Origin of the sequence: Rudaea sp. 3F27F6, assembly GCF_005503555.1 — a bacterium.
Classification (GTDB): domain Bacteria; phylum Pseudomonadota; class Gammaproteobacteria; order Xanthomonadales; family Rhodanobacteraceae; genus Rudaea.
The window spans coordinates 117,729-143,604 of sequence record NZ_SCNG01000003.1 but is presented as its reverse complement, the minus strand read 5'-3'; the positions used below and the strand labels follow the sequence as shown (position 1 = coordinate 143,604).

13 protein-coding genes and 1 tRNA gene are annotated in these 25,876 nt (G+C 64.8%); 10 read left to right on the top strand and 4 right to left on the bottom strand.

Annotation, left to right across the window (positions count from 1 at the left end):
* Positions 1–155: 155 nt before the first annotated feature.
* Together FFS30_RS13390 and FFS30_RS13385 are read right to left on the bottom strand one after the other, a co-directional pair.
* On the bottom strand, positions 156–11,450 hold the full coding sequence (locus tag FFS30_RS13390) for a cadherin-like domain-containing protein (RefSeq protein WP_137913682.1): 11,295 nt from the start codon (positions 11,448–11,450) through the stop codon (positions 156–158).
* A 300-nt stretch (positions 11,451–11,750) separates the two neighbouring features.
* Positions 11,751–12,458: a response regulator transcription factor gene (locus FFS30_RS13385; RefSeq protein ID WP_249352441.1), complete on the bottom strand. Its 708-nt coding sequence runs from the start codon at positions 12,456–12,458 to the stop codon at positions 11,751–11,753.
* A 494-nt stretch (positions 12,459–12,952) separates the two neighbouring features.
* Between FFS30_RS13385 and FFS30_RS13380 the strand changes: the two genes are divergently transcribed.
* On the top strand, positions 12,953–13,609 hold the full coding sequence (locus tag FFS30_RS13380) for an ECF-type sigma factor (RefSeq protein WP_137913681.1): 657 nt from the start codon (positions 12,953–12,955) through the stop codon (positions 13,607–13,609).
* Positions 13,610–13,902: 293 nt separating this feature from the next.
* Here the strand turns inward: FFS30_RS13380 and FFS30_RS13375 are convergent, their stop codons facing one another.
* Positions 13,903–16,602 (bottom strand): hypothetical protein, encoded by a 2,700-nt coding sequence (locus FFS30_RS13375; protein WP_137913680.1) that lies wholly within the window; start codon positions 16,600–16,602, stop codon positions 13,903–13,905.
* Positions 16,603–16,908: 306 nt separating this feature from the next.
* Between FFS30_RS13375 and FFS30_RS13370 the strand changes: the two genes are divergently transcribed.
* A complete protein-coding gene (locus FFS30_RS13370) occupies positions 16,909–19,524 on the top strand; it encodes a serine/threonine-protein kinase (RefSeq protein WP_137913679.1) in 2,616 nt (871 codons plus the stop codon).
* A 95-nt stretch (positions 19,525–19,619) separates the two neighbouring features.
* Here the strand turns inward: FFS30_RS13370 and FFS30_RS13365 are convergent.
* Positions 19,620–19,696 (bottom strand) — tRNA-Arg (locus tag FFS30_RS13365).
* Between the two features lie 237 nt (positions 19,697–19,933).
* Between FFS30_RS13365 and queD the strand changes: the two genes are divergently transcribed.
* The 8 genes from queD to atpA all read left to right on the top strand — a co-directional run bounded on the left by queD (position 19,934) and on the right by atpA (position 25,836).
* Positions 19,934–20,290, top strand: a complete 357-nt coding sequence (gene queD / locus FFS30_RS13360) for a 6-carboxytetrahydropterin synthase QueD (protein WP_137913678.1) — start codon at positions 19,934–19,936, stop codon at positions 20,288–20,290.
* 180 nt (positions 20,291–20,470) lie between these two features.
* Complete coding sequence (locus FFS30_RS13355; protein ID WP_137913677.1) at positions 20,471–20,893, top strand: phasin family protein; 423 nt, start codon at positions 20,471–20,473, stop codon at positions 20,891–20,893.
* A 546-nt stretch (positions 20,894–21,439) separates the two neighbouring features.
* Positions 21,440–21,808: an ATP synthase subunit I gene (locus FFS30_RS13350; RefSeq protein ID WP_137913676.1), complete on the top strand. Its 369-nt coding sequence runs from the start codon at positions 21,440–21,442 to the stop codon at positions 21,806–21,808.
* A gap of 39 nt (positions 21,809–21,847) precedes the next feature.
* Positions 21,848–22,726: a F0F1 ATP synthase subunit A gene (gene atpB, locus FFS30_RS13345; protein ID WP_137913675.1), complete on the top strand. Its 879-nt coding sequence runs from the start codon at positions 21,848–21,850 to the stop codon at positions 22,724–22,726.
* A gap of 67 nt (positions 22,727–22,793) precedes the next feature.
* Positions 22,794–23,042, top strand: a complete 249-nt coding sequence (gene atpE / locus FFS30_RS13340) for a F0F1 ATP synthase subunit C (RefSeq protein ID WP_171014650.1) — start codon at positions 22,794–22,796, stop codon at positions 23,040–23,042.
* Positions 23,043–23,114: 72 nt separating this feature from the next.
* Entirely contained in the window at positions 23,115–23,585 is a 471-nt protein-coding gene (locus FFS30_RS13335; protein WP_137913673.1) for a F0F1 ATP synthase subunit B, read from the top strand.
* Between the two features lie 4 nt (positions 23,586–23,589).
* Positions 23,590–24,123: a F0F1 ATP synthase subunit delta gene (locus FFS30_RS13330; protein ID WP_137913672.1), complete on the top strand. Its 534-nt coding sequence runs from the start codon at positions 23,590–23,592 to the stop codon at positions 24,121–24,123.
* A gap of 165 nt (positions 24,124–24,288) precedes the next feature.
* Positions 24,289–25,836 carry a F0F1 ATP synthase subunit alpha gene (gene atpA, locus FFS30_RS13325; RefSeq protein WP_137913671.1) on the top strand — a complete coding sequence of 516 codons (1,548 nt, stop codon included), beginning with the start codon at positions 24,289–24,291 and terminating at the stop codon, positions 25,834–25,836.
* Positions 25,837–25,876 lie beyond the last annotated feature (40 nt).

The following is a 25,876-nucleotide window of genomic DNA, read 5'->3' as shown; positions in this document are numbered from 1 at the left end:
CATCGGCCGCAATAAGATCGAATCGTCGGCAGGCGGCGAACGGCCTGCACCGGTTTTACATACACACTAAGCGCGGACGAGCCCGGCATACGCCGGGCTCGTCGCAACCGAACCGGTCCAGCGCTGGACCGGTTCTATCCCCTGCCCTACGAACCTCAGCTGTCCGCGCCGCGGCGCGAACGCCACGCCATCGTCGCGATCAACGTCATCGCCAGTAGGATCAACATCCAACGCGAATTGATCGGCGCCGGCACCGGCGGTGTCGGCGGCACCGACGGCGTGTACGAAGCCGAACCGGCGACCGACTGCGCACAGCTCGCCGCACCGCCCGCCTTGTTCTGCGGATCGAAGCAGGCCTGCGCCGTGTTCGTCACCGGCACCGGCGATGTCACGTACTTGGCCTCGAAGATCACCTCGACACGGTTCGGACCCGCGATCGGATTCGTCTGGCCGAGGTCCGAGGCGAGCAGCACGTCGGCGACAAGGCGGTTGTTCACCGTATCGAACTGGCACGCGCTTACCGTCGAACCGCCGTAAGCCACGCAGCTCACGCTGCCGCTGACCGCGATCATGCTGGCCGGCAACGGATCGCGCACCTGCACGCTCTGCGCGGTCGGGTTGCTGTTGTTGTCGACGACGATCGTCCACTTCACGCTTTGCAGGTCGGCCGCGCGGCTCGCCGCCTTGGTGATGAACGGCGGATCGAACACGTTCGGCGCCTGCACTGTGATATTGACCGGCGCGCTCGAACACAGCTTCGCGTCGGGCTGAGGCGGCGTGCACACCGTGTAGGTGAACGTATCCGGTCCGTGATAACCCGGCGCCGGCGTGTAGGTGTAGCTGCCGTCCGGATTCATCGTCACCGTGCCGTGGCCCGGCGGCGTCGTCACGCTGAAGTTCGAGCCCGGCGCATAGACGTCGTTGCCGGACACATTGCCCGTGCCGGGCGCATCCTGCGGCGTCGTCAGCGTGTCGGCGTTGGCCTTCGGCCCGACCGTCACCGTCACCGTGGTCGAACCGCAGCGCGCCGGCGACGAGGTGTCGCAGACCTTGTACGCATACGTGTCGGTGCCGGTGAAGCCGGCCGCCGGCGTGTACGTGCACTGGCCCGTCGTGCTGCAGCTCACGCTGCCGTGCGCCGGCTGGGTCGGCACCACGCTCGACTTGTCGATCGTCGATCCGTTGGCCACGTCGTTCGCGGTTACGTCCGTCGTCACCGGCGTGCCGAACGGCGTCGTCGCGCTGTCCGGATTCGGCGTGATCTGGCCTGCGGTGACCGTGGTCGTCGTCGTGTTGTTGCCCGTGTTCGGATCGGGCGTGTCGCTGTCCGCGGTCGTGGTCAGCACGATCGGCGTCGCATCGACCGGCGTGAACGTCGTCGTACACGTGATCGTCGCGCCGCTCGCCAGGCTCGCCACCGGCACCGTCGGACTGCACGTCGTCTGCGCGCCCGCCGGGCCGCCCGTCACCGCGCAGTGCGCGTTCGCCGCGGCGTTCGGGCCGTCGTTCGTGCACGTCGTCTGCACCGATACCGGCGTGCCGATCGTCGCATTGACCGGAGTCGGACCGCTCGCGCGCAGATCCGCGATCGCGACCGGCGTCTGCACGCAGTGCGTATCGTTGGCCGAACACGAAGTCGGCGGCGTGCACGTCGTCTGACCGTCGACCGTGTTGCAGCCCGGCGGCAGCGGCGGCAGGCTGCAGCTCGAACCCACGCAGGCGTTCGGCACCGTGATCCGGTTCGCGATGAACCGCGTGCTGTCGGTGATCGTCGGCGTCGCCGCGAAGGTCACGACCACCGAGGCCGTGCCGTCCGTCGTGCCGACCTTGGCTGGCACCGTGGCGAAGATCACTTTGCACAGCGTGCCGGCCGCAGCGCCGGAGGCGCAGTCGGTCGTCGCCGTGGTCGTGCCGTCGCTTACCGAAACGAACGTGGTATTCGCCGGCACCACCTCATAGAGCGTATAGCCGCTCACCGCCGTGCCGCCCGTATTCGTCGCGGTCAACGTGTAACGGATCGTCTGGCCGCCGACGATCGGCGTATCCACGCTGCCGTCGAGCGTCTTCGTCACATCGATCGAGGCCGGCGTGTTCACCGTGACCGTGCTCGTCGCCGTGTTATTGCCGGGCGTCGGATCGGGCGTGTCGCTGCCGGTCGTCGTCGTCAGCGTCACCACGCCCGCGCTCGTCGGCGTGAACGTCGTCGTACACGTGATCGTCGCGCCGTTGGCGAAGCTTGCTACCGGCACCGTCGGACTGCAGGTCGTCTGTGTGCCCGCAGGACCGCCAGTCACCGCGCAGGTCGCGTTCGCCGCACTCTGCGGGCCCGCGTTCGTGCACGTCGTCACCACTGTCACCGGGGTGTTCGTCGTCACCGTCTGTGCGACGGCGCCCGTCGCGCTCAGGTCGGCCTGCGCCACGCCCGTCGAGACGCAGTGCGTATCACCGCCCGTGCAGCTCGTCGGCGGCGTCGTGCAGACACCGGTACCGGCGTTGCAGCCTGCGGGCGGAGTCGTCGTGTTGTCGGTGATCAGGTTGACCACCTTCGTGGCGCTTGTCGGCAACGTGCCGACCTTCACCGTGATCTTCGCCTTCGAAGTGCCGTTCGCCGGCACCGCATCGAAGCTCACCGTGCACAGCTTCGCGCCGGCATCGCCCGCGGCGCAGCCCGTCACCGTCGGTGTCGCGGTCTCCGCGGTCGCGCCGACGTAAGTCGTGTACTGCGGCAGTTCTTCGTAGAACGCGTAGTTCGTCGCGGCCGTACCGCCCGTGTTCGTCGCGGTCAACTCGTACTCGATCTCATCGCCCGGCTGCACGGGCGTACCCGCGGCCGGACTGGTCTGCACCTTCGCCACCGTGATCGCCGCCGGCGTATTCACCGTCACCGTGCTCGTCGCCGTGTTATTGCCCGGCGTCGGATCAGGCGTGTCGCTGCCCGCCGTCGTCGTCAGCGTTACCACGCCCGCACTCGTCGGCGTGAACGTCGTCGTACACGTGATCGTCGCACCGTCGGCAAGGCTCGTCACCGGCACCGTCGGGCTGCAGGTCGTCTGCGCGCCCGCCGGGCCACCGGTCACCGCACACGTCGCGTTCGCCGCACTCTGCGGACCGGCGTTCGTGCACGTCGTCACCACCGTCACCGGGGTGTTCGTCGTTACTGTCTGCGAAGTGGCACCGGTCGCGCTCAAGTCGGCCTGGGCGACCGAGGTCGAGACGCAGTGCGTGTCGCCACCCGTGCAGCTCGTCGGCGGCGTCGTGCAGACACCCGTGCCGGCATTGCAACCCGCAGGCGGCGTTGTTGTGTTGTCCGTGATCAGGTTGATCACGCGTGCCGCGCTCGTCGGCAGCGTGCCAACCTTGACCGTGATCTTCGCCTTCGAAGTGCCGTTCGCCGGCACCGCATCGAAGCTCACCGTGCACAGCTTCGCACCGGCATCGCCTGCCGCGCAGCCCGTCACCGTCGGCGTCGCGGTCTCCGCCGTCGCACCGACATAGGTCGTGTATTGCGGCAGCTCTTCATAGAACGCGTAGTTCGTCGCGGCCGTGCCGCCCGTGTTCGTCGCGGTCAGTTCGTACTCGATCTCATCGCCTGGCTGTACGGGCGTACCCGCGGCCGGACTCGTCTGCACCTTCGCCACCGTGATCGCGGCCGGCGTATTCACCGTGACCGTGCTCGTCGCCGTGTTATTGCCGGGCGTCGGATCGGGCGTGTCGCTGCCCGCCGTTGTCGTCAACGTCACCACGCCCGAACTGGTCGGCGTGAACGTCGTCGTACACGTGATCGTCGCGCCGTTGGCGAAGCTCGTCACCGGTACCGTCGGGCTGCACGTTGTCTGCGTGCCCGCAGGACCGCCGGTCACTGCACACGTCGCGTTCGCCGCACTCTGCGGACCCGCGTTCGTGCACGTCGTCACCACCGTCACCGGCGTATTCGTCGTTACCGTCTGTGCGACGGCGCCCGTCGCGCTCAGGTCGGCTTGCGCCACACCCGTCGACACGCAGTGCGCATCACCGCCCGTGCAGCTCGTCGGCGGCGTCGTGCAAACGCCCGTGCCAGCATTGCAACCCGCAGGCGGAGTCGTCGTGTTGTCCGTGATCAGGTTGATCACCTTCGTGGCGCTTGTCGGCAGCGTGCCCACCTTCACCGTGATCTTCGCCTTCGAAGTGCCGTTCGCTGGCACCGCATCGAAGCTCACCGTGCACAGCTTCGCACCGGCATCGCCTACCGCGCAGCCCGTCACCGTCGGCGTCGCGGTCTCCGCGGTCACACCGACATACGTCGTGTACTGCGGCAGTTCTTCGTAGAACGCGTAGTTCGTCGCCGCTGTGCCACCCGTATTCGTTGCGGTCAGTTCGTACTCGATCTCATCGCCCGGTTGCACCGCGGTGCCCGGCGCAGGATTCGTCTGCGCCTTCGCCACCGTGATCGCGGCCGGCGTGTTCACCGTCACCGTGCTCGTCGCCGTGTTGTTGCCGGGCGTCGGATCGGGCGTGTCGCTTCCGGTCGTCGTCGCCAAGGTCACCACGCCCGCACTGGTCGGCGTGAACGTCGTCGTACACGTGATCGTTGCGGCATTGGCGAGGCTCGTTACCGGCACGGTCGGGCTGCAGGTCGTCTGCGTGCCCGCAGGGCCGCCGCTCACCGCACAGGTCGCATTCGCAGCACTCTGCGGACCGGCGTTCGTGCACGTCGTCACCACCGTCACCGGCGTGTTCGTCGTTACCGTCTGCGAAGTAGCACCCGTCGCGCTGAGGTCAGCCTGGGCCACGCCCGTCGAGACGCAGTGCGTATCACCGCCCGTGCAGCTCGTCGGCGGCGTCGTACAGACACCCGTGCCGGCGTTGCAGCCCGCAGGCGGAGTCGTTGTGTTGTCCGTGATCAGGTTGATCATGCGCGCCGCGCTCGTCGGCAGCGTGCCCACCTTCACCGTGATCTTCGCCTTCGAAATGCCATTCGCCGGCACCGTATCGAAGCTCACCGTGCACAGCTTCGCACCGGCGTCGCCTACCGCGCAGCCCGTCACCGTCGGCGTCGCCGTCTCCGTAGTCGCACTGACGTAGGTCGTGTATTGCGGCAGTTCTTCATAGAACGCGTAGTTCATCGCGGCCGTACCGCCCGTGTTCGTCGCGGTCAGTTCGTACTCGACCTGATCACCCGGCTGCACAGGCGTACCTGCGGCCGGACTGGTCTGCGCCTTCGCCACCGTGATCGCGGCCGGCGTGTTCACCGTCACCGTGCTCGTTGCCGTGTTATTGCCGGGCGTCGGGTCGGGCGTATTGCTGCCCGCCGTCGTCGTCAGCGTCACGACGCCCGCACTCGTCGGCGTGAACGTCGTCGTACACGTGATCGTTGCGGCATTGGCGAGGCTCGTCACCGGCACCGTCGGGCTGCAGGTCGTCTGCGTGCCTGCAGGGCCGCCCGTCACTGCACACGTCGCACTCTGCGCCGCGTTCGGACCCGCGTTCGTGCACGTCGTCACCACCGTCACCGGCGTGTTCGTCGTTACCGTCTGCGAAGTAGCGCCGGTCGCGCTGAGGTCGGCTTGCGCCACACCCGTCGACACGCAGTGCGTATCACCGCCCGTGCAGCTCGTCGGCGGCGTCGTGCAAACGCCCGTGCCGGCATTGCAACCCGCAGGCGGAGTGGTCGTGTTGTCCGTGATCAGGTTGACCACCTTCGTGGCGCTCGTCGGCAGCGTGCCAACCTTCACCGTGATCTTCGCCTTCGAACTGCCGTTCGCCGGCACCGCATCGAAGCTCACCGTGCACAGCTTCGCGCCAGCGTCGCCTGCCGCGCAGCCGGTCACTGTCGGCGTTGCGGTCTCCGCGGTCGCACCAACATAGGTCGTGTACTGCGGCAATTCTTCGTAGAACGCGTAGTTTGTCGCGGCCGTACCACCACTGTTCGTTGCGGTCAGTTCGTACTCAATCTGGTCGCCCGGCTGCACAGGCGTGCCTGCGGCCGGACTGGTCTGGGCCTTCGCCACCGTGATCGCGGCCGGCGTGTTCACCGTCACCGTGCTCGTCGCCGTGTTGTTGCCCGGCGTCGGATCGGGCGTGTCGCTTCCGGTCGTCGTCGTCAACGTCACCACGCCCGCACTCGTCGGTGTGAACGTCGTTGTACACGTGATCGTCGCACCGTTGGCAAGGCTGGTCACCGGCACCGTCGGGCTGCACGTCGTCTGCGTGCCTGCAGGGCCGCCGGTCACCGCACACGTCGCACTCTGCGCCGCGTTCGGACCCGCGTTCGTGCACGTCGTTACCACCGTCACCGGGGTGTTCGTCGTTACCGTCTGCGAAGTAGCACCCGTCGCGCTGAGGTCAGCCTGCGCTACACCCGTCGACACACAGTGCGTGTCACCGCCCGTGCAGCTGGTCGGCGGCGTCGTGCAAACACCGGTACCGGCGTTGCAGCCTGCAGGCGGAGTGGTCGTGTTGTCCGTGATCAGGTTGATCACCTTCGTGGCGCTCGTCGGCAACGTGCCAACCTTGACCGTGATCTTCGCCTTCGACACGCCGTTGGCCGGCACTGCATCGAAACTCACCGTGCACAGCTTCGCACCGGCGTCGCCTACCGCGCAGCCCGTCACTGTCGGCGTTGCGGTCTCCGCGGTCGCACCGACGTAGGTCGTGTACTGCGGCAGTTCTTCGTAGAACGCGTAGTTCGTCGCGGCCGTACCGCCCGTGTTCGTCGCGGTCAACTCGTACTCGATCTGATCGCCGGGCTGCACAGGCGTACCTGCGGCCGGACTGGTCTGCGTCTTCGCCACGGTAATCGCGGCCGGCGTGTTGACAGTAACTTTACTCGTCGCCGTGTTGTTGCCCGGCGTCGGATCGGGCGTGTTGCTGCCCGCCGTCGTCGTCAACGTCACCACGCCCGAACTGGTCGGCGTAAACGTCGTCGTACACGTGATCGTCGCGCCGTTGGCGAGGCTCGTCACCGGCACCGTCGGGCTGCACGTTGTCTGCGTGCCTGCCGGGCCGCCCGTCACCGCACACGTCGCACTCTGCGCCGCGTTCGGACCCGCGTTCGTGCACGTCGTCACCACCGTCACCGGCGTGTTGACCGTCACGGTCTGTGCTACTGCACCGGTCGCGCTGAGATCAGCCTGAGCAACCGAAGTCGAGACGCAGTGCGTATCACCGCCCGTGCAGCTGGTCGGCGGCGTCGTGCAGACACCGGTACCGGCGTTGCAGCTTGCGGGCGGAGTCGTCGTGTTGTCGGTGATCAGGTTGACCACCTTCGTGGCGCTTGTCGGCAACGTGCCGACCTTCACCGTGATCTTCGCCTTCGACACGCCGTTTGCCGGCACCGCATCGAAGCTCACTGTGCACAGCTTCGCACCGGCATCGCCCGCCGCGCAGCCGGTCACTGTCGGCGTTGCGGTCTCCGCGGTCGCACCGACATAGGTCGTGTACTGCGGCAGTTCTTCATAGAACGCGTAGTTCGTCGCGGCCGTACCGCCCGTGTTCGTCGCGGTCAGTTCGTACTCGATCTGGTCACCCGGCTGCACAGGCGTGCCTGCGGCCGGACTCGTCTGCGCCTTCGCGACCGTGATCGCTGCCGGCGTGTTGACGGTAACTTTACTCGTCGCCGTATTGTTGCCCGGCGTCGGATCGGGCGTATTGCTACCGGCCGTCGTCGTCAGCGTCACCACGCCAGAACTGGTGGGCGTGAACGTCGTCGTACACGTGATCGTTGCGGCATTGGCGAGGCTCGTCACCGGCACCGTCGGACTGCACGTCGTCTGCGTGCCCGCAGGGCCGCCGGTCACCGCACACGTTGCACTCTGCGCCGCATTCGGACCCGCGTTCGTGCAGGTTGTCACCACGGTCACCGGCGTGTTGACCGTCACGGTCTGTGCCGTCGCGCCCGTCGCGCTCAGGTCGGCCTGCGCCACACCCGTCGAGACGCAGTGCGTGTCACCGCCCGTGCAGCTCGTCGGCGGCGTCGTGCAGACACCCGTGCCGGCGTTGCAGCCTGCGGGCGGAGTGGTCGTGTTGTCGGTGATCAGGTTGACCACCTTCGTGGCACTCGTCGGCAGCGTGCCGACCTTGACCGTGATCTTCGCCTTTGAAGTGCCGTTCGCCGGCACCGCATCGAAGCTCACCGTGCACAGCTTCGCACCGGCATCGCCTGCCGCGCAGCCCGTCACCGTCGGTGTCGCGGTCTCCGCGGTCGCGCCGACGTAAGTCGTGTATTGCGGCAACTCTTCGTAGAACGCGTAGTTTGTCGCGGCCGTGCCGCCCGTGTTCGTCGCGGTCAGCTCGTACTCGATCTGATCGCCCGGCTGCACGGGCGTGCCCGCGGCCGGACTCGTCTGCGCCTTGGCAACCGTGATGCTTGCCGGCGTGTTGACCGTGACCGTGCTCGTCGCTGTCGTGCAGATCGACGGATTGGCCTTGTCGCAAATCTTGTAGGTCACGGTCTGGCTGCCCGCGGGCGTGCCCGGCGCGACAGTCACCGCGCCGGTGGCCGGGTTCAGGCTGACTCCCGCATTCGTGCTCGACACCTGACTCAGCGTTACCGTGGTCAGCGTCGCCGGCACGCCGTTCAATGTGTCCGCGCCGTTGCCGTTGTCGTTGAGTACGTTCGAGTAGGCCGTGCCACCGGTGTTCGGCACGGTGGCGCCGACGTCGTTCTTCGCCACGATGGAGACGACGGGCACGGTCACCGTCGCAGTCTTGCAGTTGGTCGGATTGGCCGTCTCGCAAATCTGGTAATCGAAGCTGTAGTTGCCGTAGGCCGTGCCGGCGGCCACGTTGACCGCACCGGTCGACGTGTTGAGGGTGATGCCGGTCGGCAAGGTGCCGACCGCGGTGAGAATCACGGTGCCACCGGTGCCCGCCGTCGGCGTCGCACCGTTGAGGCTGTCGTTGCTGAGTACGTTCGTCACGCTGGTGCCACCGGCCGCGCTCGATACGGCGGTGCCGGTGTCGTTGTTCGCGGTGATCGCGCCGGCGACCTTGGTCGATCCCGACTGGCTGTTGTTCGCTGTGTTCGATTCCGGCGTGGTCGTGGCGATGGACACGTTGACCGGTATCGTGCTGCCGGCGGTCGCCGGGCTCGTGTACTGGAAGCCGACGGTCAGGCTCTGTCCCGGCGTCAGGCTCGTCGGCATGCCGCTGAACGAGACCTGGCAGCTCGAGCTGTTGTAGTTCGCCGTAGCGCCGGACGGCAGCGTCGGGAAGCTGACGCCGCTAGGGCAACTGCCGGCCGTGCCGATCGTCGCTGTGTAAGTGATGCCGTCCGCATTGGCCGTGGCGGCGGAAAGGTTGGTGTAGGTAATCGTGCCGCTGACCGGGCTCGACGGCGGCGTCGTAACCGGGACGCTGACCGTCGCGGCAACGTCGGCCGTGATCACCTTGGTCGTGCCGCTCGCGTTCGCGTTACCGCCGTTGGTCGAATTGACCGTCGTGCTGACCGGCACATTGCCCGCCACCGAAGGCGCGGTGTAGCTGAAGTTGAAGACGAGTTGCTGGCCGCTGGTCAGCGACCCCGGCATGCCGGTGAACGAGACCGCGCAGGTGGACGAGTTGTAGGTGAAATTCACTCCGCTTGGCAGGGACTGGAAGGCCACGCCGGTCGGGCAACTGCCCGGAGTGCCGATCACCGTCGTATACGTCACGCCGGTCGCAGTCGTGCTGCCGACGTTCTGGAAAACGAAAGTGCCGTTGACCGTCGCGCCCGGAAACACGGTCGGCGGCACCGACACCGACGTCGCCACTTTCGCCGGCGGCTGCGGATTGACGATGAGGTTGGAGTTCGGCAGCGACGCGGCCTGATAGGCCCACAGGTCGAGCGCCTTGGCGTCGCCGAATGCGGAACTGTCGCTGCAATCGCTGTTGGTGTTGCCGTAGCCCGGCCACCAGCGATAGTACTTGCCGCCGGTCTGCGCGCTCGAATCGACACCGACCAGCGAATACGTCGGCGTCGGCGGGACCTGGGCGGAAGACGCGCCGCAGAGATTGCCGTTGAGCACGCCGATGGCGACGTTGTTGCGCGTGACGTAACCGCGGTCGTCGAAGAACACGGTGTGATCGCCCGGCGTACCGTTGAGCTTGGTCAGGACCGGGCCGCCGTTGCCGTTGCCTTCCACGTCGATCAGCGGGAAATGGATTTCGCCATTGCGCACGATGAGCTGGAAGTTGTAGTTGCCGGCCGGGAAGGCCGTGCCGCTATTGTCCTTGCCGCTCCAGAAAGCGGTGTTCGCGCCGCCCGGCGCGAGACCGGTCAAGGTCGCGTTCGCGGTGTTGCCCGGATCGAAGTCGGTGCCGTTGCGGCTGACCACGATCTGGTAGGAAGTCGTGTTGGCAGTGCTGAACTGGAAAGTGCCGCCCGCACTGACATAGGTCTGGTTGCCGCCCTGCGCGCCGTTGAATCCGACCGACAGCAATTGCGGCGTCGCCGGCGTGGACGGGATGCCGAGGGATTGCAGAACGCGTCCCACTTCGACGGCGTTCGCGCCCGACGGATCGGGCGTGCTGAAGAAGATCGGCGCCTGCGCCGGCTGAGCCGCGAGGCCGGACTGGATGTTGCCGACGTACTGATCGGAGCCGCGCAGATCTTTGTACAGCGGCTGGCCGTTGTCGAGGAAGCCGGCCGCGTTGGCGTAGAGCGCGTAGGCGTTCGGATCGAGACCCTTGGAATCCTGCTGATAGCGATAGCCGTCGAGGGTTACGTAGTACAGCGTGTGAAACACCGGCCGCGGATTGTTGCCGGTGTAGCCGACCCAGGCGTAGGTGAACAGGCGGCCGTTCAAGTCGGCCGTCGAGGTGAGGTTCGCGCGCACGGTCACGTCCCACGCGGAAACCGTGCCGCTGCTGACGCGCGGCGGATCGATGATGCCGTTAGCCGTGGTGCCGCCCGTGCTCGCCGCGGTGAACACGACGCCGTACACGCCGGTCGTCGGCGCAAGATAGGCGCACGGGGCGTAGCCGTTGGTGACGGTGGCGCTGTTGTTGGCGCTGTTCGGGCCGGCGAGTTCCGCCGCGCGCGTGGAGATCAGGCCGCGCGCATTGCCTCCAGTGTCGTTGCCCGAGTAGCTGCCCGGATACGTGCCGCTCGCTGCAGCACACGAGAAATTGATCGTCGTCGGAACCGTTTCGCTGCCCTTCGCTCCGAACGACTGCGGGTTATAGACGCGAATATCGCCGCTGTTGCCGCGATTGCGCGAACCGAGCAGGATGTATTCGCCGGCTTCGGCGAAGACGTAGAGGAACTGGCTCTGCTTGGTTACGCCCGCATAGGAGCCGCCGTTGCGCAGATCCATTTCGGCACGACACGGATTGTTCCCATCGCACGTCGTCGGATTGCTCGAGTACGAGGCGGGAAACAGGGAGCGGCTGCCTTCGGCATGCGCCGAGCGTCCCAGCAAAACCGCGGCGGCGAGTACGCCTCCCGCCCATATCCATCGCCACACATGCGGTATCTCGATCCGGCTGCCCATCGATATTTCTCCACGGTTTCTAGGCAAAACGCGTCCGTCCGCGCAACCAAAGGGTTGTCGCGGCGGGTTCCTCCTGATTTCTCCGGGTCTGCCGCATTGCGTGCGAATGCGCGCAAGCGATGCCCGCCGGAACTTCACGGCAAGCTATGCAAAACCCATAGGGCGCAAAGCCCTGTCCCTGTGGCGCGCATGCTATGCAGCGATGCGGGAAATTACACTCACGAAAACTTGCGCACGGTCACACTGCATGTGTGCGCCACGCCCGCGGAGGTGAGATTGGGTGAGCTATCGCAGACGAAATCAGGATTCCGCGCGGCGCTCGTCCTTGGTGAAAATGATGTAGCCCTTGCCGCGCACGGAGCGCAACGGCAACGGCTTTCCAAGCTCGGCGGCGACTTTGCGCCGCAGCCGATGAATCAGCATTTCCAGGCGATGCAGATCGACGTCCTCGGCCGAATTGACGAGTGCGCGAATCAATTCGTCGTGGGTGACGAGTTCGCCAGGTGCGTCAAATAGCCGCGCCAGAAGACGCCGCTCGGAATGATTTAGCGTCATGCTGCCGCCGTCGGGCTCGCACAGTTGCCAGCCTTCGGGAGCGAGACTCCACTGCGCGGATTCGGTGTCGCTCTCGACGGCGCTCATGCGCATGCGCCGCGCGAGGCTGTGCAAGGTCGCGGCGAGCACTTCGATTTCGACCGGCTTGACCAGCCACGCATCGGCCGCTTCGGTCAGACCTTTCACCCGGTCCGCCGCGGCGCTGCGTCCGGTCAGGATGACGATGCCGATCGCGAAATTCTCGCGCAGCCGGCGCGCCACGCTGAAACCGTCGCCGTCGGGCAGGCCGATGTCGAGCACGAGCAGATCGAAAGTCGCCGCGAGCATCGCGCGAAACAGGTCGACCGAGGTGCCGAAGCCGGCGACGTCGAAACCGAATTTGCGCAATTGAGGAATGAGGATGTCCTCGCGCAAATCGGCATCATCTTCGAGTACCGCAACTTTCAGACGCACAGCAACCCTCTCCCCATGAAGGCGATCAAGGCAATGGCCTCGCACGAATTATTTGCGACCCGCGAAAAGCAAAAGCCTTCGCGCCCTGTCCGGATCATGTGCCGGGCTGGAATCGTCTATCAGGGGATCGATCAAAGCGCACCGCATCCACTCCGGATGCGGGCGACAGGGTGCTGGACGCCCGTCGCGATTTGGAATCCGGACCGGATCGATCCGGTCCCGCTGCTATCACTACCCTCTTGCCGACACACTCAACAACCGCTTCGACTATAGCATTTGCATTTCGCAATTTCTCTTGCTGCGGTCACGCAGAATTCACACTCGAACGCGAAGCACCCGATCTCGCTCGAATCGAGTCATCTTGAGAACAGGTTCACGAAGATCGCATCATCGAAGGCGCTGCGAAGAGCGAAGGCAGGCCACGCCGAGAGTGAATCCGTATACTCGATCGCCGTTACCGTCGCCGATCTTCGCCCCCGCAGCAGCCACCGCCGATGACCGATTCCGCCCCCATTTCGCCGCAAGCCGAAGGCGACGAAACGCTGACCGTGCTGCTGCACCGCTATACGGCCGGAGAACCCGTGGCGATGGCGCAACTCGCGCCGCGCGTCTATGCCGAATTGCGCCGCACCGCGCGGCACCAATTGCGCAAAGAACGCGCCGATCACACTTTGCAGCCGACGGCGCTGGTCAACGAGGTGTTCCTGCGACTCGCCGACGCGCACGATTTGCAACTCAACGACCGCGCACATTTCTTTCGCCTCGCCGCGCAGATCATGCGTCACGTATTGATCGACCACGCACGTGTCGGCCGCGCGCAGAAACGCGGCGGCGACGTGGCGTTCACGAGTCTCGACAACACGCTGGCCGGATGCACCCCGTCGGGCCTCGGCGCGGAGGCGCCCGATGCGCAGGCAAGCGAGCGCCTGGAACTCGATTTCGTCGCACTCGAAGCGGCGCTGGAGAAACTGCGTGCGTTGTCGGCGCGACAGGCGCAGATCATGGATCTGCGCTATTTCGCCGGCCTGCCGATCGAGGAAGTCGCCGCGCTGATGCAGTTGTCGCCGGCTACGGTCAAACGTGACTGGACGATGGCACGCGTGTTCCTGCGCAGCGAACTCGAAGCGGCGCAGGTCGAACCGCCGATCTGACCGACGCGGCGGGTGCGTGCGTCGCTGCATCCGTATTGCTCGCACAAACAGCGCGCCGAAAAGATAGACGATACAAGCGACAGCAGCGACTATGGCTTCGCTGCGTAAAGTCGACAATGCAAGCGAAACGTTGCCATTTGCGCTTGCTTGATGCTCCGACACATGCGCCAAATCCGCTGCGACGGCTATAGGCATGGAGGCGCGACTTGGCGCGCCTCTTTGGTTTTCCAATCAGACCGATCTGCCGATCCGATCGAAGGTGGCCGTCCCTGGCCTTGGGGGAAACAAAATCGTCAGCGGCGTGCATGCCGCCATAGCGCGCCACCGCACAACAGCAGCACGAGCAGCGACAGACCCTTGTGGTCGAGCAACGGCGCCTGCGCGAGAGGCGAGGTTGGCGCATCGACGACGGTCACGGCATAAACGGCGCTCGACGGCAAATGTCCCTGCGTCGTGCTGCCCGGATACGTCGCCTGCAACTGATGCACGCCCGCCATCGGGAAGTGCAGGCTGCACTGACCGTTGCCGGCGACGTCGAGCGCGGCAATGCACGAGGTACCGCCGCCGCTCACCGTGACCGTGCCGGCCGGAATCGCCGCGGGCCGTGCGTCGCGCGCCGCTGCCGTCGTGCCGGCAATCGATTCGATCGCTCCTGCAAATACGGCATCGCTGACGCGCACGCTCACCGCCACGCTGTCGCCGACACGCGGTGCGGACGGAGCCACGTTCATGAACTGCGTCGTCGTCGCGTGCGCGGCCGGAGCGAAGATCAGCGTCAACGTACAGTCCGCCGTCACCGCGGCTGTGGTCACCGTGTTGCCGGAGATCGCTGCGCCACCGCAGCCCACTGCGCCGGCCAGCGCATAGCCGGGATCGGGCGCGGCAGACACCGTGGCACGAGCGCCGTCGGCAACGCTTTGTGTGGCCGGCGCCGCCGTGCCGCCGCTGCCGTTGACGCCGGCGGTCACCGTCCAAGTCTGCGCCGCTTTCTGCGCCGAGCACTGCGCGGTGCTGCCGGCATGGAGACCCGAACACGACCACGTCCACGGTCCCGTACCTTCGATGCCGCTCGCGTCGCCCGCACTGCACAGATGAGTCGGAGGAGCGGTCAAGGTCTTGCCGTTGTCGCTGCCGCATACGCCGTCGAGCGGAATCGCGGTGAAGGTGAAGGTGACCGTGCAATCGGCCGTGACCGCGGCCGTCGTCACCTCGACCGGCGCCGAAGTGGTGCCCGGCACGATCGCACTCACGCCGCAACCGACGGCACTCTTCAACGCGTAGCCGCGATCCGGCGTAGCGGTGACGCGGGCAACGGCGCCGTCGGCGACACTCTGCGTCGTCGGCGCCGCAATGCCGCCGCTGCCGGAAACCACGGCCGTCACCGTCCAGTTCCGCCCCGCTTTCTCGGCCGAGCACTGCGCGGTCGCGCCGCCTCCGCTGCCCGCGCACGACCAGATCCACGGCCCGTTGCCGGCGACGGCGCTCGCGCTGCCGGCGCTGCACAGGTTGGTCGGCGGTACGCTCAGAGTCTTGCCGTGGTCGCTGCCGCAAACGCCGTCGACGGGCGGCACCGCGTCTTTGACGAAAACTGCGTTGACGTAGCAATAGTCGGTGACCGGGCCGGCGGTGAAAACATTGCCGTTGCGATTGCCCGGGCAGGAACTGTCGATCGGCGTGCGCAGGTGATAGCCCTGCGCCGGCGTCAGGGTGAACTGGACGCTGCCGTTCAGCGGGAGAATCTGCGTGGTGTTCGGTGTGATCGTGCCCGTGCTGCCGTCGGTGATCGGATCGCCGCTGGCCGCATCGCGCACGGTCGGCGTCACATCGAAACTGCCGGTGCATCCGTCCGACCAGGGCTGGTTGCCGGTGACGACGTTGTCCCAGGCCTGATTGATCGCCGCCTCGGGGCTGTTGCGCAACGGATTCGGGCACAGGATCGCGGCCATGGTCTGATTCGGCGGCGCCGGCGGCGAGCCGACCAGCAGGTTGTCGTAAACCCAGAAGGCGCGCATCTTCACGAGTCCGGCAAGCGAAGGAATCTGACCGCCGATCTTGTTGTGGCTCAGATAGAACTGCTCGATGTTGACCAGGTCGCCCAGCGGCGGAATCGAACCGGTGAGCTGGTTGTCGTTGACGTAGAAATTCCTCAGCTTGCCCAGTCCTTGCAGCGAGGGAATCGAGCCGCTCAACTGGTTGTAAGCGACGACCACGGTTTCGAGGTTGGCAAGGCCGTTCAACGCACCGATCGAGCTGAACTGGTTGACCGAAGCGTCGAACAGCTTCAGCGCGGTAAGGCCGGTCAGATCGGGAATCGCGCCGCTCATTTGATTGTTGTAGACGCTGAACTCTTCGAGCGCGACAGCGCCCGCGAGCGCACCGATCTGCCCGTCCAGCTTGTTGCCGTTGACGTAGAAATATCGGAGCTTGGTCAAGCCGGTCAGAGCGGGCGTCGAGCCGGTCAACTGGCCGCCTTGCACGCGGAACTCAACAAGACCGCTCAAGCCGGTCAGCGACGGCAAGGTGCCGGTGAACTTGTTGCTGCTCAGGTCGACATTGACCAGCTTGGTCATGCCGGCGAGAGCAGGAATGCTCCCGCTCAACTCGTTCTGCCGCAGATTGAGCTGAGTCAGTTCGGACAGCGTCGCGAGCGACGACGGCACCGTGCCGATGAGATTGTTGAAATTCAACTTGAGCACGGTGACGTGCGTCTTGCCCGCATCGCAGGTGACGCCGTTCCAGGTGCACTCCGTGCCGGCCGCGCCGAGCCAGTTGGTCTTGTTCGACCAGTTGGCGCCACCGGCACTGGCGTACAGATCGACGAGAACCTGCCGCTCTCCGGCAGGGATGTCGGCGCGCGCCGGCGCGCTCGCGGCGAGGCCGGCGACGGCGAATCCGAGCGACAGCACGGCGGCGCCGCGGCGTGCACCGGACGGCCGCGGTGCGGCGATGCTTCCGGCGCGGAGGAAACGAGATGAAAACCACTGCAACAACATGAATGCACTCCTTCGATGAACGACAACCGGAACATCCGCGCCGAGGCCGATCGTCGCCCTGCATCGCGATCGGCCTCGGACGAATGTCCCCACGGAGCCCGAAATCTGCGGCTCTCATCTGTCTGAGCGCAGCATTCGCGGAAACGGCTCAAGCACGATCTCGTTGTTGAATTTTTCTGTGAAAACGAACGCACCGCATCGCGATGAACCGATTTGCGCGCTTCTGCGCTTTTATTCACAGGCGCGGAATTGACCGACGCTCAAGCACGAAGGCCACGCTCACGACGGCCGCAATCCGAGGAAGAAATGAATTCCGAACGCTGGCAAAAACTCACCGAGATCGTCGGCGATTGCCTCGGCCTTCCCGCAGCGGTGCGCGAAGCGCACGTGCGCGCGGCCGCGAGCGGCGACGAAGCGCTGTATCGCGAGGCACTCGAATGGATCGCCAAAGCGGAACGCACCGAGGGCTTCCTCGATCAAGCCACTTCGATCGAGCGCGCCATCGACGCGCTGAACGACGACGACTCGCGCAAAACGGACTCGTGGATCGGCAGCCTGCTCGGGCCCTACCGCATCACCGCCGAGATCGCGCGCGGCGGCATGGGCCGCGTGTTCCGTGCGCGCCGCGACGATGCGCAGTACGAAAAAGAAGTCGCGATCAAGCTGATTCGCGCCGATCTCGGCAGCCGCGACGCGGCCGCACGCTTCGGCCGCGAGCGACGGATACTCGCCGGCCTGGATCACCCGGGCATCGCGCGCCTGATCGACGGCGGCAGCAGCGCGGACGGCACGCCCTATATCGTCATGGACTACGTCGATGGCATCGCGATCGATCGCTATTGTCGCGAACGCGGTCTCGATCTGCGCGCACGGCTCGAACTGTTCTGCGAGGTCTGCGCCGCGGTGCAGTTCGCGCACCAGAACCTCATCGTGCATCGCGACCTCAAGCCGAGCAACATTCTCGTCGACAACAACGGCGCGGTGAAACTGCTCGACTTCGGCATTGCCCGCCTCGTCGATGCGGGCGTCGACGAACCCGCGACGATCAACGCGTTTACGCCCGAGTACGCCAGCCCCGAACAGATCAAGGGCGAGGCGATCAGCATCGCCAGCGATGTCTACTCGCTCGGCGTGCTGCTTTATCGCCTGCTTACCGGACGCAGCCCGTACAGTGCCGACAAAACGCGCATGCACGAGCTGGTGCAAGAGATCGTCGCCACCGATCCCGAGCGGCCGAGCGCGAGTCTCGCCGCGCATATGACGAACGAAGCCCACGATCTCGGTCCGTTTCGTTTGCGCCGTCTGCAGCACAACCTGCGCGGCGATCTCGACAACATCGTGCTGATGGCGCTGCGCAAGGAGCCGTACCGTCGCTACGCCAGCGTCGATCAGTTCGCCGATGACGTGCGCCGGCATCTCGACGATCGCCCGGTGCTCGCGCGCGGCGGCACGTTCGCTTATCGCGCGCGCAAGTTCATCGTCCGCAACCGAGCCGGCGTCGCATTCGGCGTGCTTGCCGCGGCCAGTCTGCTCGCCCTGTCGGCGACTGCGCTGCATCAGGCGCATCAGGCGCGTGCGCAGTCCGCACGCGCGGAGAAGCAATTCGCCCGCGCAGAGAAACACTTCAGCAACGTGCGCACGCTCGCCAATCGTTTCGTCGGCGAGGTATTCGATCAGATCGCCAACGTGCCCGGCACGGCCAAAGCACAGCAGACGCTGCTCGACACGGGTCTCGATTACCTCAATCAACTCGGCGCGGATGCCGGCGACAACCGTGTATTGCTGCTTGAAATCGCGCTCGGCTACGTGCGCCTCGCAGAAATGCAGGAACGCCTGCTGATCCCGCCTGCGCAGCGCCAGCAGACGCTCGCACTCGCATTGCGCTCACTCGATCATGCCGAGGTGATCGGCGGCGCAGACGCGGCGTCGCGCCGGCAACGCCTCGTCGTACAGAAACTGCTTGCCATCTGCGTCAGCGAACAGCGCCTGTTCACCGAGGCGACGAAGCGCTTCCGGCAGCTCGCAGCGCTCGCGCGCAGCGCACGCGACGACAGCGAAACTTCGGCCGAGTTGCGCGTCCGCGCCGACGCGTTGGCCCAGTTCGGGCGCACGCCCGGCCTCGAGATATCCGCGGCGGAACGCATCGCACTGCTGCAGGAAGCCGGCAGTTTGTATGCCGAGGCGCGGGGCAGCGCAACGAATGAAGCGGACCGCAACGATATCGACAATTCGAAAGCGACCACCCTGTATTTTCTCGCCAAGTGGACGATGGCCTTTGCCGAAGCCGATCCGGCGAAACGCGGCGAGGCGCTGGCATTGGCTACCGACGCCGTGCATGCGCACGAGGAACTGATCGCACGCCGGCCCGATGATGTGCGTTTCTACATCAACCTCGTGCTCGAAGCCTCGACTGCCGCGATGATTGCGGGAAAGAGCGGCGACTTTGCCACCGCACGACGCTACTTCGCGAAATCGCGCCAATACGATGCCGAAATGCTGCGCCGCGATCCCTCGCAACCGCTGATCGCGCTGAATCGCGTGGGCTTATGGTTGCAGGAAGTCGAGACCGAGCTGCGTGCAAATTCCCCGCCGCGGCAACAGCTCGCGCGCCTCGACGAAATCGACGCGATGCTCGCCCAACAGCCGACCGCCCTCTTCGACCAGCGCAGCCGCGACGCGATACGCGCGTGGATCGACGGCATGCACGGCGAGTTCGCCCTGCGCCACAGCGAAGAGGCCGATGTCGCACCGATCGACCGGCGCAAGCTGAAACAGCAGGCGATAACGGCATTCGAAAACTCGACGCGCCTGCTTCCGCAGATTGCCGAATTCATCGACGAGAGCCAGCACGACATCGTCGAACTGGTCACCACCGGCGCAGCCCGTGCGCGCGCTTCGCTTGCGCAGATGCGTGGGCTGTGAAGGCCGAATACTTTTACTTTAGGGCACGCGAACGTCGCGGCGGGAAACCACTTCCAAGGCCGCCTCTCGACGGAGCAGTTCATTGAAAGTAGGAATGGCGCGCCCGGAGGGATTCGAACCCCCGACACCCAGCTTCGGAAGCTGGTACTCTATCCAACTGAGCTACGGGCGCGTTTTCGTTGAAGATTTGCTCGGCTGCGCTGCTACGAGTTGAGGCGGTAGCGGCCGGGAGCGGGACCATTATCCGCGAGATGGGCCGTCTGCGGAAGTCATAACGGCGAAAGCTCCACTCGCAGCCTCGGCGGCGAGTCGCACAAAACCTTCATTCAACCTGATTGAAGCGCATGCAGAGCAGGCGGCGAGCCGCACTGTTCCGCGGCCGGCATATCCGCTTCGGCGACAGGACAACATGGACATTTTCAAAATTTTCCACATCGAAGCCGCGCATCGGCTGACCGGCGTACCGCCGACGCACAAGTGCGCTCGGCTGCACGGGCATTCTTTCCGCATCGAAGTGCATGTGTCGGGCGAAGTCGATGCGGCGACGGGCTGGGTGATGGACTTCGCCGACGTCAAGGCAGCATTCGCGCCGATCTACGATCGCCTCGATCATCACTACTTGAATGAGATAACGGGACTCGAGAATCCGACCAGCGAACGTCTCGCTGCGTGGATCTGGACCGAATTGAAGCCGGCGCTGCCGCAGCTGAGCCGCATCGTCGTGCACGAAACCTGCACCGCCGGCTGCGCCTACAACGGCCCGTAGTATTTTTTGCGCACTGCGCAAAACCGATACGTGACGACCTCTTGGGAAATTCGCTGAAACCTATTTGTAACAGGGTCTGCAGCGCGAAAACTCCGCTTCGAAACGAACTTGTTGCATTGCACAAAAAGAGGCGGTATAGTCACTCCCACTAAACACCCCCTTTCTTTCGAGGCAATCATCATGTCCGAATACTTCAACACCCAGGCTCTCGCCCTTTCCAAGAGCTTCGCCGATGCGGCGTTCAAGGCTCACACGCTGGCCGTGGAAGGTCTGGAGCGCGTTACCAATCTCAACCTCAAGGCGCTGGAAACCAACGTCGCCGCCACGGTCGACTTCCTCTCGGAAGCCGCCGAAGTGCGTGATTTCGACGGCCTGAAGACGATCTTCCCGAAGGGCGTCAACCTGGTCAAGGATTCGGCCGAGAAGCTCTACGCGAATAGCCAGGAAGTGTTCGGTGTCACGGTCAAGACCGGCGAAGCGCTGAGCCAGATTGCCAAGGGCAGCTTCGAAGACGCCAACGACAGCTTCAAGAAGCAGGTCAATGCGGCGACGACCGACTTCAACAAGCAGGTGAACGCGGCGGCCAAGAAGGCCACGCGCTAATCGCAACCCTATTCCCGCAGGCAACCTGCGGAAATCGCGCTGCGGCAATCCTCCCTCCCCTTTTGTATTCCGCAGCGTTTGTTCAGCCGGATGGTCCGCCATCCGGCTTTTTTATTGCCTTTTTTTCGTACGGCCTAGGCTTGATCGCGAGTAGCCTTATACGCAACCGCGAGCAGCAAGTGCACGGAAACACATCGCGGCTAACGCCCCTAAACGAGCCGCGCGAAGACTGCGGCACAATGTCGCACGACTGATTCGTTTCCGACGATCGGGCGCGTATATTCACGAGGCCGCTACGGAAGCGACTCCTCTCCGCTCACGGTATCAGGCGCAAAACCGAAGATCGGCAACACCTATCGATGCCGCTTCCCGCAGCTGATCCGGACGACGCGAAGTTCAAGCAAGCCCGATTCAACGCCCGATCGTCTTGCGGCTGCAAATAGCTGCCGGGTATAATCTTGCTGCTTTGCGACAGGCGATGCTCTCCTTAGGTCCGGATTGCGTCGCCGCAGCCCTCTCGGCATCGCGATCTTGAAGCCGAATCCCATGCGGAACTCCATTGCTTATGGCCGACGCAATGCCGTTCGGATCGTGCTCTTCCAACTCGGCATAGCTGGATTGGTTGGCCTGGGGTTTTGTTTGCAGGATTGGCAGTCGGGGACGGCGGCCTGGTACGGCGGTGGACTGACCGTGATCGGGAGCGCCTTATTCGCATGGCGCTTGTACGCCGATGGCATCGCACCGACGCGGCGCATAGCGCGCGCGGTGTATGCCGCTGAAGTGACGAAATGGGTTTGGCTAGTGCTGGCGTTGTACCTGGGACTGGCCGTATTCAAACTCGCTGCATTGCCGCTGATCGCAGGTCTGATCGCGGCGCACGCGGCATTCTGGGCGGCGGTGGGAATTTTCCGCTGAAACATTGTTGGTTCTTTTTGATCGGGTAAGCACGAGTCCATGTTGCAAGCGCAAGCTGCCGAACACGAATCCGCCGGAGGCATGACCGAATATATCGGTCACCATCTGACCCATTTGCGCTGGCCGGCCCAGGATGGGTTCTGGACGCTCAACCTCGATACCCTTTTCTTCACGTTCGTCGTCTGCGCGGCTTTTCTCGCGCTGTTCCTCGGCGTCGCGCGTCGCGCCAAGGTGGCCAATCCGGGCAAGGTGCAAAGCTTCCTCGAAATGGTCGTCGTCTTTGTCGACGGCGCGGTCAAGGAAACCTTTCACGGCAAGAGCAAGCTGATTGCTCCGCTGTCGATCACGATCTTCGGCCTCGTGTTCTTCATGAACTTCCTCGACATGCTGCCGGTGGACTTGCTGCCGGGCCTGTGGATGCGTGGGCATGAACTCGCCGGCCACAACCCAGCTCATGCCTACCTGCGCATCGTGCCGACGGCCGATCTATCCACGACGCTGGGCATGGCGCTGACGGTGTTTCTGCTGATTCAGTATTTCGGCCTCAAGCACAAAGGGCCTGCGGTGTTCTTCGGCGAAATGTTCACGGCGCCGTTTCATGCGCACGGGACGGTCGGCAAGATCGTTCTCGCGCCGATCAATTTCCTGTTGCGCCTGATCGAAGAAGCTGTGCGTCCCGTGTCGCTATCGCTGCGACTGTTCGGCAACATGTACGCAGGCGAGCTGATCTTCATCCTTATCGCGGTGATGACGCTCGACGCGACGCTGACTCATTTCTCGACCTATCTGCTCGGCATCGGCCAATTCATTGCCGGCTTTGCGTGGACGGCTTTCCATATTCTCGTCATTACGCTGCAGGCCTTCATTTTCATGATGCTCACGATCGTTTATCTGAGCATGGCCGCCGAACGGCACTGATTTCCGCTTCCCCGTTTTTCACTTTGATTTATTTGAGGAGATAGTCATGGTACTTACTGCACAGGTTATGAGTTGGACGGTCATCGCCGCCGGTCTCTTGATTGGTCTCGGCGCGCTCGGCACGGCGATCGGCTTCGCCCTGCTCGGCGGCAAGTTCATCGAAGGTTCGTCGCGCCAGCCGGAACTGACCCCGATGCTGCAGACCAAGATGTTCATCGTCGCCGGCCTGCTCGACGCGGTGCCGATCATCGGCGTGGCGATCGCGCTGCTGCTGATCTTCGCCAATCCGTTCGTCGCCGCGCTGGCCGGCAAGTAAGCGCAGACCCCCTGAACAGATGAAACCCCACGTGTGCGGTGGCCTTGAGTCGCCGCCCGTCAGGAGTCAGCGATGATCCCCAATATTACTTTTGTCATCCAGGGTCTGGCGTTCTTCGCCGTCGTCTGGCTGGTCATGAAATTCGGTTGGCCGCACATCATGGCGGCGATCGAAGATCGCCAGCAGAAGATCGCCGAAGGTCTCGCTGCGGCCGATCGCGCCAAGGCGGAGCTGAAGGACGCCGATGCGCGCGTGGCCGACGAGATCAAGAAAGCGCGTGCGCAAGCCGCCGAGATCGTCGACAAGGCGCATCAGCAGGCGAACCAGATCGTCGACAAGGCCAAGGCCGATGCGTTGCTAGAAGCGGCGCGCGTGAAAGCCACGGCGCAGACCGAGATCGACGGCATGGTCGGCAAGGCGCGCGAAGCGCTGCGCGGCCAGGTCGCCACGCTCGCCGTGCAGGGCGCCTCGAAGATCATCGGCCGCGAGATCAACGCCGATGCGCACAAAGTCCTGCTCGATCAGCTAGTCGCAGAGATTTGATCGCATGAGCGAAACCCTGACCTTGGCCCGTCCCTACGCGCGTGCGGCGTTCGAATCCGCACGCGACGGGAATGCGCTCGCGGCATGGTCGGCGAACCTGGGCTTCACCGCCCAGGCCGTCGCCGATGCGCACATCGGTGCGCTGATCGGCAACCCTCGCCTGTCCAATGACGAGCTTGTCGGCTTGCTGCTGCCTCCGGGCGAGGCTGCGAGCGGCGCATTCGCGAACTTCCTGTCTCTGCTCGCGGACAACCGCCGCCTGGCCTTGCTGCCGGACGTCGCCGCGCTGTTCGAGGAGCTCAAGCGCGAGTCCGAGCGCGTGCTCAAGGTGACTCTGCGCTCCGCGACCGAGATTCCGGCGCAACAGGCCGACGCGATCAAGGTCGCGCTGGCCAAGCGTTTCGGCCGCAATATCGAGCTCGATCAGCGCATCGATCCTTCCGTGATCGGCGGCGCCGTGATCGATGCGGGCGACGTGGTCATCGACGGTTCGGTGCGCGGACGCCTGGCGCGGCTCGAAAGCGCGTTGCTGCAATGAAGAAACAGAGTGAGGAGCAAGGGCGAGCGTCACTTTCCTTGCTCCTTACTCGCGTGAGGCGTTAGGACTGCGGAGCGGATCTGTTTTTCGACTCCGCATTCCTAACCCCTTACTTTCAAATCCGATGCGCATCTGCAGGCAGATGCACAACACAGGAATCAAGCCATGGCCACCACTCTCAATCCGTCCGAAATCAGCGAACTGATCAAGAACCGCATCGAGCAGGTCAAGCTCGCCGCGGAAGCGCGCAACGAAGGCACGATCGTCTCGGTGTCCGACGGCATCGTGCGCATTCACGGCCTCGCGGACGTGATGTCCGGCGAAATGATCGAGCTGCCGGGCAACGGCACGGCGCTGGCGCTGAACCTGGAGCGCGACTCTGTCGGCGCGGTGGTGCTCGGCGAATATGAACACCTGCGCGAAGGCGACACGGTCAAGACCACCGGCCGCATTCTCGAAGTGCCGGTCGGCCCGGAAATGCTCGGCCGCGTCGTCGACGCGCTCGGCCAGCCGATCGACGGCAAAGGTCCGATCAACACCAAGCTCAGCTCGCCGGTGGAAAAGGTCGCGCCGGGCGTGATCGCGCGTAAGTCGGTGTCACAGCCGGTGCAGACGGGCTACAAGTCGGTCGACGCGATGATTCCGATCGGCCGCGGCCAGCGCGAACTGGTCATCGGCGACCGCCAGACCGGCAAGACCGCGCTCGCAGTCGACGCGATCATCAATCAGAAGGACACGGGCATCAAGTGCGTCTACGTCGCGATCGGCCAGAAGCAGTCGTCGATCGCCAACGTCGTGCGCAAGCTCGAAGAAAACAATGCGATGGCGCACACGATCATCGTCGCCGCGTCGGCATCCGACTCGGCCGCGATGCAGTACCTGGCGCCCTACTCCGGCTGCGCGATGGGCGAGTATTTCCGCGACAACGGCCAGGACGCGCTGATCATCTATGACGATCTGACCAAGCAGGCCTGGGCCTACCGCCAGATCTCGCTGCTGCTGAAGCGGCCGCCGGGCCGCGAAGCGTATCCGGGCGACGTGTTCTATCTGCACAGCCGCCTGCTCGAGCGCGCCGCTCGCGTCAACGAGGAATACGTCGAGAAGTTCACCAACGGCGCGGTCAAGGGCCAGACCGGTTCGCTGACGGCGCTGCCGATCATCGAAACGCAGGCCGGCGACGTCTCCGCGTTCGTGCCGACCAACGTGATCTCGATCACCGACGGCCAGATCTTCCTCGAAACCGACCTGTTCAACGCCGGCATCCGCCCGGCCGTGAACGCCGGTATCTCGGTGTCGCGCGTCGGCGGCGCCGCGCAGACCAAGATCATCAAGAAACTGTCGGGCGGCGTGAAGCTCGCGCTCGCGCAGTACCGTGAACTCGCGGCGTTCTCGCAGTTCGCTTCGGACCTCGACGCGGCGACGCGCGCCCAGCTCGAGCGCGGCCAGCGCGTTACCGAACTGATGAAGCAGAAGCAGTACGCGCCGCTTTCGGTCGGCCAGCTTGCGCTCTCGCTGTACGCTGCCGAGAAGGGCTATCTGGACGACCTGCCGGTCGCCAAGATTCTGCCGTTCGAAGCCGGCCTGCACGCGCACTTCGCCGCGAACTACGCCGACTGGCTCAAAGCCGCGAACGACAAGGCCGACTGGAACGACGCGATCGAAGCGACGCTCAAGAAGGGCATCGAAGAGTTCAAGAAGACGGGTTCCTGGTAAATCGGAGCGATGGGTGCTGGTAGTTTTTCCGGCCCCCGTT